The organism is Citrobacter sp. Ce129, assembly GCF_030334545.1.
GTDB lineage: Bacteria > Pseudomonadota > Gammaproteobacteria > Enterobacterales > Enterobacteriaceae > Citrobacter > Citrobacter europaeus.
In genome coordinates this window covers 17,982-27,135 of the sequence record NZ_JAOWDS010000054.1, presented here as the reverse complement: position 1 = coordinate 27,135, position 9,154 = coordinate 17,982, and the positions used below count along the sequence as shown (strand labels likewise).

The following is a 9,154-nucleotide window of genomic DNA, read 5'->3' as shown; positions in this document are numbered from 1 at the left end:
CGTGGTATCACCATCAACACTTCTCACGTTGAATATGACACCCCGACTCGCCACTACGCACACGTAGACTGCCCGGGCCACGCCGACTATGTTAAAAACATGATCACCGGTGCTGCGCAGATGGACGGCGCGATCCTGGTTGTTGCTGCGACTGACGGCCCGATGCCGCAGACTCGTGAGCACATCCTGCTGGGTCGTCAGGTAGGCGTTCCGTACATCATCGTGTTCCTGAACAAATGCGACATGGTTGATGACGAAGAGCTGCTGGAACTGGTAGAAATGGAAGTTCGTGAACTTCTGTCTCAGTACGATTTCCCGGGCGACGACACGCCGATCGTTCGTGGTTCTGCTCTGAAAGCGCTGGAAGGCGACGCAGAGTGGGAAGCGAAAATCATCGAACTGGCTGGCTTCCTGGATTCTTACATCCCAGAACCAGAGCGTGCGATTGACAAGCCGTTCCTGCTGCCTATCGAAGACGTATTCTCCATCTCCGGTCGTGGTACCGTTGTTACCGGTCGTGTAGAGCGCGGTATCATCAAAGTTGGTGAGGAAGTTGAAATCGTTGGTATCAAGGACACTGCTAAGTCTACTTGTACCGGCGTTGAAATGTTCCGCAAACTGCTGGACGAAGGCCGTGCTGGTGAGAACGTTGGTGTTCTGCTGCGTGGTATCAAACGTGAAGAAATCGAACGTGGTCAGGTACTGGCTAAGCCGGGCTCTATCAAGCCGCACACCAAGTTCGAATCTGAAGTGTACATTCTGTCCAAAGACGAAGGCGGCCGTCATACTCCGTTCTTCAAAGGCTACCGTCCGCAGTTCTACTTCCGTACTACTGACGTGACTGGTACCATCGAACTGCCGGAAGGCGTTGAGATGGTAATGCCGGGCGACAACATCAAAATGGTTGTTACCCTGATCCACCCAATCGCGATGGACGACGGTCTGCGTTTCGCAATCCGTGAAGGCGGCCGTACTGTTGGTGCGGGCGTTGTTGCTAAAGTAATGAGCTAATTATTAGTTAATTAGCTTTGAGCTTAAAAAGGGCGCTTCGGCGCCCTTTTTGCTGCCTGCTATTTAGCGATTGTCATATTTATTCGCATTTTTTATTCATTCTCCCGCCGCGTAAATAGCGTTGTGCTATTGTAATCATAACTATTCTCATTTACACTTTGCGCAGAAATTGAACGGGAGCGATCATGTACGTTTGTTTGTGTAATGCGATAAGTGATAAAAAAATACGTCAGGCTGTTCGCCAGTTTCATCCTCAGTCCTTTCAACAATTACGTAAATTTATTCCTGTTGGAAATCAATGTGGTAAGTGTATTCGTGCCGCCCGCGAAGTCATGCAGGATGAATTAACGCAAATGCCAGAATTTAAAGAGATCGCCTAAGTCACACTCTTTTTTTTGACATCCCTGTAGCCCCATCTACGCTCTAATAGTGGAAGCGGAGGGACTATAAAATGAAAGGTGATGTTAAAATCATAAATTATCTCAATAAACTATTGGGAAATGAGCTTGTCGCAATCAACCAGTATTTTCTCCATGCCCGTATGTTTAAAAACTGGGGACTGACTCGCCTCAATGATGTTGAGTACCATGAATCTATCGATGAGATGAAGCACGCTGATAAATATATTGAGCGTATTTTATTTTTAGAAGGGCTCCCAAACTTACAGGACCTCGGTAAGTTGGGTATAGGCGAAGACGTTGAAGAGATGCTGCAATCCGATCTTCGACTCGAACTCGATGGTGCTAAAGACTTACGTGAAGCCATTGCCTATGCCGATAGCGTTCATGACTATGTCAGCCGGGATATGATGATCGAGATCCTGACTGAAGAAGAAGGGCATATTGACTGGCTCGAAACAGAGCTGGACCTGATTGCAAAACTTGGCTTGCAAAACTATCTGCAATCGCAAATTAAAGTCAGCGACTAACTGCCCTGTATCATACTTACCAGACCAATGACAAAACCCGCAGCCGCCAGATATGGCCCAAACGGCAGCGGGTTTTTTAGTACCTGTCTCCCGCACCGGACGCAGGAAATCCCGGTGAGGCAACAGGCCATGCCTGCGGCAAGTAAAACCAACAGTGGTAATGATTCCCAGCGATGCCATGCGCCTAGCGCGGCAAGAAATTTGACATCACCAAAGCCTAACCCTTCCTGACGGCATATCAGACGATACCCCCAGTAGAACAAAGCAAATACCCCATACCCCGCTACGGCACCCCAAAGCGCGTCGGATAACTGCGTCGGTCTGCAGCACTGATGATAAATAAGACCGCCCCACAAAAGAGGGCAGGTAAATTTGTCGGGCAGCAGTCCGGTACGTAGGTCATGGACTAAGAGCAACCCTGATAGCGAAACATAAATCAGCAGAAAGGGAAAATCGATGTACATGGGCAAGCCTCATCTGGAAAAGCGTTTACCCTCGGGTAAACCCGGCGGCTCTACAAGTCCGGGATGTGGGTTATGTTTGCTCTCTTCCAGGGAAAACGCGTTGCACCACAGGACATACAATCAGAGTGGAAGGGGACCCGCATTTGTGAACGAGTGATTAATTTCTACGCGGCACTTGCTTAAGACTGAGATTTACGTATAATGCGCGGGCTTGTCTAATATTGACAGCGGTTCGATATGAGCCACCGGTACTGCGAAAGCAATACCAGACAATGTTCCCAATCGGGGAACTCTGTAAGAACGGTTACACTCTCCCATCAATCGTAATGGGTTTGAGGAGTAACTATTTCGTCTATAAAATAATTGGAGCTCTGGTCTCATGCAGAACCAAAGAATCCGTATCCGTTTGAAAGCGTTTGATCATCGTCTGATCGATCAATCAACCGCGGAAATCGTCGAGACTGCCAAGCGCACTGGTGCGCAGGTTCGTGGTCCGATCCCGCTGCCGACCCGCAAAGAGCGTTTCACCGTTCTGATCTCCCCGCACGTCAACAAAGACGCGCGTGATCAGTACGAGATCCGTACTCACAAGCGTCTGGTTGACATCGTTGAGCCAACTGAAAAAACCGTTGATGCTCTGATGCGTCTGGACCTGGCTGCCGGTGTAGACGTGCAGATCAGCCTGGGTTAATCAGGTCATCGAGCGATTGAGAGGTTGATACAATGATTGGTTTAGTCGGTAAAAAAGTGGGTATGACCCGCATCTTCACTGAAGATGGCGTATCTATCCCAGTAACCGTTATCGAAGTTGAAGCAAACCGCGTTACTCAGGTTAAAGATCTGGCTAACGATGGCTATCGCGCTGTTCAGGTTACCACCGGTGCTAAAAAAGCTAACCGCGTAACTAAGCCGGAAGCTGGCCACTTTGCTAAAGCTGGCGTAGAAGCTGGCCGCGGCCTGTGGGAGTTCCGTCTGGCAGATGGTGAAGAATACACCGTTGGTCAGAACATTAGCGTTGAACTGTTTGCTGACGTTAAAAAAGTTGACGTAACCGGTACCTCTAAAGGTAAAGGTTTCGCTGGTACCGTTAAGCGCTGGAACTTCCGTACCCAGGACGCTACTCACGGTAACTCCTTGTCTCACCGCGTTCCGGGTTCTATCGGTCAGAACCAGACTCCGGGCAAAGTGTTCAAAGGCAAGAAAATGGCAGGTCAGCTGGGCAACGAACGTGTAACCGTTCAGAGCCTGGACGTAGTACGTGTTGACGCTGAGCGCAACCTGCTGCTGGTTAAAGGTGGTGTTCCGGGTGCGACCGGTTGCGACCTGATCGTTAAACCAGCTGTGAAGGCGTAAGGGGATAGCAATGGAATTAGTATTGAAAGACGCGCAGAGCGCGCTGACTGTTTCCGAAACTACCTTCGGTCGTGATTTCAACGAAGCGCTGGTTCACCAGGTTGTTGTTGCTTATGCAGCTGGTGCTCGTCAGGGTACTCGTGCTCAGAAGACTCGTGCTGAAGTAACTGGTTCAGGCAAAAAGCCGTGGCGCCAGAAAGGTACCGGCCGTGCGCGTTCAGGTTCTATCAAGAGCCCGATCTGGCGTTCAGGTGGCGTGACCTTCGCTGCTCGTCCACAGGACCACAGTCAAAAAGTTAACAAAAAGATGTACCGCGGCGCGCTGAAAAGCATTCTGTCCGAACTGGTACGTCAGGATCGTCTGATCGTTGTCGAATCATTCTCTGTAGAAGCGCCTAAAACTAAGCTGCTGGCACAGAAACTGAAAGACATGGCTCTGGAAGATGTGCTGATCATCACCGGTGAGCTGGACGAAAACCTGTTCCTGGCTGCGCGCAACCTGCACAAGGTTGACGTACGCGATGCAACTGGTATCGACCCGGTTAGCCTGATCGCCTTCGACAAAGTCGTAATGACTGCTGATGCTGTTAAGCAAGTTGAGGAGATGCTGGCATGATTCGTGAAGAACGTCTGCTGAAAGTGCTGCGCGCACCGCACGTTTCTGAAAAAGCGTCTACTGCGATGGAAAAAACTAACACCATCGTTCTCAAAGTTGCTAAAGACGCGACCAAAGCAGAAATCAAAGCTGCTGTGCAGAAACTGTTTGAAGTCGAAGTCGAAGTCGTTAACACCCTGGTAGTTAAAGGGAAAGTTAAACGTCACGGACAGCGTATCGGTCGTCGTAGCGACTGGAAAAAAGCTTACGTCACCCTGAAGGAAGGCCAGAATCTGGACTTCGTCGGCGGCGCTGAGTAAGTCGGAGGAGTAATACAATGGCAGTTGTTAAATGTAAACCGACATCTCCGGGTCGTCGCCACGTTGTTAAAGTGGTCAACCCAGAGCTGCACAAGGGCAAACCTTTTGCTCCGCTGGTTGAAAAAAACAGCAAATCCGGTGGTCGTAACAACAATGGCCGCATCACCACTCGTCACATCGGTGGTGGTCACAAGCAGGCTTATCGTATTGTTGACTTCAAACGCAACAAAGACGGTATCCCGGCAGTTGTTGAACGTCTTGAGTACGATCCGAACCGTTCCGCGAACATCGCGCTGGTTCTGTACAAAGACGGTGAACGCCGTTACATCCTGGCCCCTAAAGGCCTGAAAGCTGGCGACCAGATTCAATCTGGCGTTGATGCTGCAATCAAAGCAGGTAACACCCTGCCGATGCGCAATATCCCGGTTGGTTCTACTGTTCATAACGTAGAAATGAAACCAGGTAAAGGCGGTCAGCTGGCACGTTCCGCTGGTACTTACGTTCAGATCGTTGCTCGTGATGGTGCTTATGTCACCCTGCGTCTGCGTTCTGGTGAAATGCGTAAAGTAGAAGCAGACTGCCGTGCAACTCTGGGCGAAGTTGGCAATGCTGAGCATATGCTGCGCGTTCTGGGTAAAGCAGGTGCTGCACGCTGGCGTGGTGTTCGTCCTACCGTTCGCGGTACTGCGATGAACCCAGTCGACCACCCACATGGTGGTGGTGAAGGTCGTAACTTTGGTAAGCACCCGGTAACTCCGTGGGGCGTTCAGACCAAAGGTAAGAAGACCCGCAGCAACAAGCGTACTGATAAATTCATCGTACGTCGCCGTAGCAAATAATTTTAGAGGATAAGCCATGCCACGTTCTCTCAAGAAAGGTCCTTTTATTGACCTGCACTTGCTGAAGAAGGTAGAGAAAGCGGTGGAAAGCGGAGACAAGAAGCCCCTGCGCACTTGGTCCCGTCGTTCAACGATCTTTCCTAACATGATCGGTTTGACCATCGCTGTCCATAATGGTCGTCAGCACGTTCCGGTATTTGTTTCCGACGAAATGGTCGGTCACAAACTGGGTGAATTCGCACCGACTCGTACTTATCGCGGCCACGCTGCTGATAAAAAAGCGAAGAAGAAATAAGGTAGGAGGAAGAGATGGAAACTTTAGCTCAACATCGCCATGCTCGTTCTTCTGCTCAGAAGGTTCGCCTTGTTGCAGACCTGATTCGCGGTAAGAAAGTGTCGCAGGCTCTGGATATTCTGACCTACACCAATAAGAAAGCGGCTGTACTGGTTAAGAAAGTCCTGGAATCTGCCATTGCTAACGCTGAACACAACGATGGCGCTGACATTGACGATCTGAAAGTTACGAAAATTTTCGTAGACGAAGGCCCGAGCATGAAGCGCATTATGCCGCGTGCAAAAGGTCGTGCAGATCGCATCCTGAAGCGCACCAGCCACATTACTGTGGTTGTGTCCGATCGCTGAGACTCTGGAGACTAGCAATGGGTCAGAAAGTACATCCTAATGGTATTCGCCTGGGTATTGTAAAACCATGGAACTCAACCTGGTTTGCGAACACCAAAGAATTCGCTGACAACCTGGACAGCGATTTTAAAGTACGTCAGTACCTGACTAAGGAACTGGCTAAAGCGTCTGTATCTCGTATCGTTATCGAGCGTCCGGCTAAGAGCATCCGTGTGACCATTCACACCGCTCGCCCGGGTATCGTTATCGGTAAGAAAGGCGAAGACGTAGAAAAACTGCGCAAAGTCGTAGCGGATATTGCTGGCGTTCCTGCTCAGATCAATATCGCCGAAGTGCGTAAGCCTGAACTGGACGCAAAATTGGTTGCTGACAGCATCACTTCTCAGCTGGAACGTCGCGTTATGTTCCGTCGTGCTATGAAGCGTGCTGTACAGAACGCAATGCGTCTGGGCGCTAAAGGTATCAAAGTTGAAGTTAGCGGCCGTCTGGGCGGCGCGGAAATCGCACGTACCGAATGGTACCGCGAAGGTCGCGTACCTCTGCACACTCTGCGTGCTGACATCGACTACAACACCTCTGAAGCGCACACCACTTACGGTGTAATCGGCGTTAAAGTGTGGATCTTCAAAGGCGAGATCCTGGGTGGTATGGCTGCTGTTGAACAACCGGAAAAACCGGCTGCGCAACCTAAAAAGCAGCAGCGTAAAGGCCGTAAATAAGGAGCGTCGCTGATGTTACAACCAAAGCGTACAAAATTCCGTAAAATGCACAAAGGCCGTAACCGCGGTCTGGCTGCTGGCGCGGATGTTAGCTTCGGCAGCTTCGGTCTGAAAGCTGTTGGCCGTGGTCGTCTGACTGCCCGTCAGATCGAAGCAGCACGTCGTGCTATGACCCGTGCAGTTAAGCGTCAAGGTAAGATCTGGATCCGTGTATTCCCGGACAAACCGATCACTGAAAAGCCGCTGGCAGTGCGTATGGGTAAAGGTAAAGGTAACGTGGAGTATTGGGTTGCCTTGATTCAGCCGGGTAAAGTCCTGTATGAAATGGACGGCGTACCGGAAGAGCTGGCCCGTGAAGCATTCAAGCTGGCAGCAGCGAAACTGCCGATTAAAACCACCTTTGTAACTAAGACGGTGATGTAATGAAAGCAAAAGAGCTGCGTGAGAAGAGTGTTGAAGAGCTGAACACCGAGCTGCTGAATCTGCTGCGTGAGCAGTTCAACCTGCGTATGCAGGCTGCAAGTGGCCAGCTGCAACAGTCTCACCTGTTGAAGCAAGTGCGTCGTGACGTCGCACGCGTTAAGACTTTACTGACTGAGAAGGCGGGTGCGTAATGACCGATAAAATCCGTACTCTGCAAGGTCGCGTTGTTAGCGATAAAATGGAGAAATCCATCGTTGTTGCTATCGAACGTTTTGTGAAACACCCGATCTACGGTAAATTCATTAAGCGTACGACCAAACTGCACGTACATGACGAGAACAACGAATGCGGTACTGGTGACGTGGTTGAAATCCGCGAATGCCGTCCGCTGTCCAAGACTAAGTCCTGGACGCTGGTTCGCGTTGTAGAGAAAGCCGTTCTGTAATACAGTAGGCATTCTCAACGAATAAACGGCTCAGCGATGAGCCGTTTATTTTTTCTACCCATATCGTTGAAGCGGTGTTATAATGCCGCGCCCCCGATATGGGGCTTTTTTAACGACCTGATTTTCGGGTCTCAGTAGTAGTTGACATTAGCGGAGCACTAAAATGATCCAAGAACAGACTATGCTGAACGTCGCCGACAACTCCGGTGCACGTCGCGTAATGTGTATCAAGGTTCTGGGTGGCTCGCACCGTCGCTACGCAGGCGTCGGCGATATCATCAAGATCACCATCAAGGAAGCAATTCCGCGTGGTAAGGTCAAAAAAGGTGATGTGCTGAAGGCGGTAGTGGTGCGCACCAAGAAGGGTGTTCGTCGCCCGGACGGTTCTGTCATTCGCTTCGATGGTAATGCATGCGTTATTTTAAACAATAACAGCGAGCAACCTATCGGTACGCGTATTTTTGGGCCGGTAACTCGTGAACTTCGTAACGAGAAGTTCATGAAAATTATCTCTCTGGCACCAGAAGTACTCTAAGGAGCGAATCATGGCAGCGAAGATCCGTCGTGATGACGAAGTTATCGTGTTAACCGGTAAAGATAAAGGTAAACGCGGTAAAGTTAAGAATGTCCTGTCTTCCGGCAAGGTCATTGTTGAAGGTATCAACCTGGTTAAGAAACATCAGAAGCCGGTTCCGGCCCTGAACCAACCAGGCGGCATTGTAGAGAAAGAAGCAGCTATTCAGATCTCTAACCTTGCTATCTTCAACGCGGCAACCGGCAAGGCTGACCGTGTAGGCTTTAGATTCGAAGACGGCAAAAAAGTCCGTTTCTTTAAATCTAACAGCGAAACTATCAAGTAATTTGGAGTAGTACGATGGCGAAACTGCATGATTACTACAAAGACGAAGTAGTCGCTAAACTCATGACTGAGTTTAACTACAATTCTGTCATGCAAGTCCCTCGGGTCGAGAAGATCACCCTGAACATGGGTGTTGGTGAAGCGATCGCTGACAAGAAACTGCTGGATAACGCAGCAGCTGACCTGACAGCAATCTCCGGTCAAAAACCGCTGATCACCAAAGCACGCAAATCAGTTGCAGGCTTCAAAATCCGTCAGGGCTATCCGATCGGCTGTAAAGTAACTCTGCGTGGCGAACGCATGTGGGAGTTCTTTGAGCGCCTGATCACTATTGCTGTTCCACGTATCCGTGACTTCCGTGGCTTGTCCGCTAAGTCTTTCGACGGTCGTGGTAACTACAGCATGGGTGTCCGTGAGCAGATCATCTTCCCAGAAATCGACTACGATAAAGTCGACCGCGTGCGTGGTTTGGATATTACCATTACCACTACTGCGAAATCTGACGAAGAAGGCCGTGCTCTGCTGGCTGCCTTTGACTTCCCGTTCCGCAAGTAAG

At 50.1% G+C, this 9,154-nt stretch carries 18 protein-coding genes; 17 read left to right on the top strand and 1 reads right to left on the bottom strand.

Features of this window, described 5'->3' with window-relative positions:
- The 3 genes from tuf to bfr form a co-directional block, all read left to right on the top strand.
- The coding region (tuf, locus tag OGV77_RS06280; RefSeq protein ID WP_286502630.1) for an elongation factor Tu at positions 1–1,011 on the top strand (1,011 nt) is incomplete at its 5' end.
- A 185-nt stretch (positions 1,012–1,196) separates the two neighbouring features.
- Positions 1,197–1,391: a bacterioferritin-associated ferredoxin gene (gene bfd / locus OGV77_RS06275; protein ID WP_003031111.1), complete on the top strand. Its 195-nt coding sequence runs from the start codon at positions 1,197–1,199 to the stop codon at positions 1,389–1,391.
- Positions 1,392–1,462: 71 nt separating this feature from the next.
- On the top strand, positions 1,463–1,939 hold the full coding sequence (gene bfr / locus OGV77_RS06270; RefSeq protein WP_003031113.1) for a bacterioferritin: 477 nt from the start codon (positions 1,463–1,465) through the stop codon (positions 1,937–1,939).
- Here bfr and OGV77_RS06265 read toward each other — a convergent pair.
- On the bottom strand, positions 1,936–2,403 hold the full coding sequence (locus OGV77_RS06265) for a prepilin peptidase (protein ID WP_087050983.1): 468 nt from the start codon (positions 2,401–2,403) through the stop codon (positions 1,936–1,938). The genes bfr and OGV77_RS06265 overlap by 4 nt on opposite strands.
- 379 nt (positions 2,404–2,782) lie before the next feature.
- On the opposite strand from OGV77_RS06265, the gene rpsJ reads away from it, so the two are divergent.
- The 14 genes from rpsJ (at position 2,783) to rplE (ending at position 9,153) form a co-directional block, all read left to right on the top strand.
- Positions 2,783–3,094 (top strand): 30S ribosomal protein S10, encoded by a 312-nt coding sequence (gene rpsJ, locus OGV77_RS06260; protein WP_001181005.1) that lies wholly within the window; start codon positions 2,783–2,785, stop codon positions 3,092–3,094.
- A 32-nt stretch (positions 3,095–3,126) separates the two neighbouring features.
- A complete protein-coding gene (gene rplC, locus OGV77_RS06255; protein WP_003031117.1) occupies positions 3,127–3,756 on the top strand; it encodes a 50S ribosomal protein L3 in 630 nt (209 codons plus the stop codon).
- Positions 3,757–3,766: 10 nt separating this feature from the next.
- Entirely contained in the window at positions 3,767–4,372 is a 606-nt protein-coding gene (gene rplD / locus OGV77_RS06250; protein ID WP_003031119.1) for a 50S ribosomal protein L4, read from the top strand.
- Positions 4,369–4,671, top strand: a complete 303-nt coding sequence (gene rplW / locus OGV77_RS06245; protein WP_000617546.1) for a 50S ribosomal protein L23 — start codon at positions 4,369–4,371, stop codon at positions 4,669–4,671. Before rplD ends, rplW begins: the two co-directional genes overlap by 4 nt.
- Positions 4,672–4,688: 17 nt before the next feature.
- A complete protein-coding gene (rplB, locus tag OGV77_RS06240; RefSeq protein ID WP_000301869.1) occupies positions 4,689–5,510 on the top strand; it encodes a 50S ribosomal protein L2 in 822 nt (273 codons plus the stop codon).
- Positions 5,511–5,526: 16 nt separating this feature from the next.
- Complete coding sequence (rpsS, locus tag OGV77_RS06235; RefSeq protein ID WP_001138115.1) at positions 5,527–5,805, top strand: 30S ribosomal protein S19; 279 nt, start codon at positions 5,527–5,529, stop codon at positions 5,803–5,805.
- 14 nt (positions 5,806–5,819) lie between these two features.
- Positions 5,820–6,152, top strand: coding sequence for a 50S ribosomal protein L22 (gene rplV, locus OGV77_RS06230; protein WP_000448832.1), 333 nt, complete (start codon positions 5,820–5,822; stop codon positions 6,150–6,152).
- Positions 6,153–6,169: 17 nt separating this feature from the next.
- On the top strand, positions 6,170–6,871 hold the full coding sequence (gene rpsC / locus OGV77_RS06225; RefSeq protein WP_000529945.1) for a 30S ribosomal protein S3: 702 nt from the start codon (positions 6,170–6,172) through the stop codon (positions 6,869–6,871).
- A 12-nt stretch (positions 6,872–6,883) separates the two neighbouring features.
- Positions 6,884–7,294, top strand: a complete 411-nt coding sequence (gene rplP, locus OGV77_RS06220; RefSeq protein WP_000941208.1) for a 50S ribosomal protein L16 — start codon at positions 6,884–6,886, stop codon at positions 7,292–7,294.
- Entirely contained in the window at positions 7,294–7,485 is a 192-nt protein-coding gene (gene rpmC, locus OGV77_RS06215) for a 50S ribosomal protein L29 (RefSeq protein WP_000644742.1), read from the top strand. The genes rplP and rpmC overlap by 1 nt, the downstream gene beginning before the upstream one ends.
- Positions 7,485–7,739 carry a 30S ribosomal protein S17 gene (gene rpsQ, locus OGV77_RS06210; protein ID WP_003031120.1) on the top strand — a complete coding sequence of 85 codons (255 nt, stop codon included), beginning with the start codon at positions 7,485–7,487 and terminating at the stop codon, positions 7,737–7,739. The genes rpmC and rpsQ overlap by 1 nt, the downstream gene beginning before the upstream one ends.
- A gap of 163 nt (positions 7,740–7,902) precedes the next feature.
- Positions 7,903–8,274 (top strand): 50S ribosomal protein L14, encoded by a 372-nt coding sequence (gene rplN, locus OGV77_RS06205; protein ID WP_000613954.1) that lies wholly within the window; start codon positions 7,903–7,905, stop codon positions 8,272–8,274.
- Between the two features lie 10 nt (positions 8,275–8,284).
- Complete coding sequence (gene rplX / locus OGV77_RS06200) at positions 8,285–8,599, top strand: 50S ribosomal protein L24 (RefSeq protein ID WP_003031122.1); 315 nt, start codon at positions 8,285–8,287, stop codon at positions 8,597–8,599.
- Between the two features lie 14 nt (positions 8,600–8,613).
- Positions 8,614–9,153, top strand: a complete 540-nt coding sequence (gene rplE, locus OGV77_RS06195; protein ID WP_003031123.1) for a 50S ribosomal protein L5 — start codon at positions 8,614–8,616, stop codon at positions 9,151–9,153.
- Position 9,154: the final 1 nt, after the last annotated feature.

What these genes read in the sequence shown, in the direction of transcription:
- bfr (WP_003031113.1), top strand. Translation starts at nt 1,463, where the DNA reads ATGAAAGGTGATGTTAAAATCATAAATTATCTCAATAAACTATTGGGA.
- rplN (WP_000613954.1), top strand. Translation starts at nt 7,903, where the DNA reads ATGATCCAAGAACAGACTATGCTGAACGTCGCCGACAACTCCGGTGCA.
- rplV (WP_000448832.1), top strand. Translation starts at nt 5,820, where the DNA reads ATGGAAACTTTAGCTCAACATCGCCATGCTCGTTCTTCTGCTCAGAAG.
- OGV77_RS06265 (WP_087050983.1), bottom strand. Translation starts at nt 2,403, where the DNA reads ATGTACATCGATTTTCCCTTTCTGCTGATTTATGTTTCGCTATCAGGG.
- rplX (WP_003031122.1), top strand. Translation starts at nt 8,285, where the DNA reads ATGGCAGCGAAGATCCGTCGTGATGACGAAGTTATCGTGTTAACCGGT.
- rpsS (WP_001138115.1), top strand. Translation starts at nt 5,527, where the DNA reads ATGCCACGTTCTCTCAAGAAAGGTCCTTTTATTGACCTGCACTTGCTG.
- rplE (WP_003031123.1), top strand. Translation starts at nt 8,614, where the DNA reads ATGGCGAAACTGCATGATTACTACAAAGACGAAGTAGTCGCTAAACTC.
- rplC (WP_003031117.1), top strand. Translation starts at nt 3,127, where the DNA reads ATGATTGGTTTAGTCGGTAAAAAAGTGGGTATGACCCGCATCTTCACT.
- rpsJ (WP_001181005.1), top strand. Translation starts at nt 2,783, where the DNA reads ATGCAGAACCAAAGAATCCGTATCCGTTTGAAAGCGTTTGATCATCGT.
- rplB (WP_000301869.1), top strand. Translation starts at nt 4,689, where the DNA reads ATGGCAGTTGTTAAATGTAAACCGACATCTCCGGGTCGTCGCCACGTT.
- rplW (WP_000617546.1), top strand. Translation starts at nt 4,369, where the DNA reads ATGATTCGTGAAGAACGTCTGCTGAAAGTGCTGCGCGCACCGCACGTT.
- bfd (WP_003031111.1), top strand. Translation starts at nt 1,197, where the DNA reads ATGTACGTTTGTTTGTGTAATGCGATAAGTGATAAAAAAATACGTCAG.
- rplD (WP_003031119.1), top strand. Translation starts at nt 3,767, where the DNA reads ATGGAATTAGTATTGAAAGACGCGCAGAGCGCGCTGACTGTTTCCGAA.
- rpsQ (WP_003031120.1), top strand. Translation starts at nt 7,485, where the DNA reads ATGACCGATAAAATCCGTACTCTGCAAGGTCGCGTTGTTAGCGATAAA.
- rpmC (WP_000644742.1), top strand. Translation starts at nt 7,294, where the DNA reads ATGAAAGCAAAAGAGCTGCGTGAGAAGAGTGTTGAAGAGCTGAACACC.
- rpsC (WP_000529945.1), top strand. Translation starts at nt 6,170, where the DNA reads ATGGGTCAGAAAGTACATCCTAATGGTATTCGCCTGGGTATTGTAAAA.
- rplP (WP_000941208.1), top strand. Translation starts at nt 6,884, where the DNA reads ATGTTACAACCAAAGCGTACAAAATTCCGTAAAATGCACAAAGGCCGT.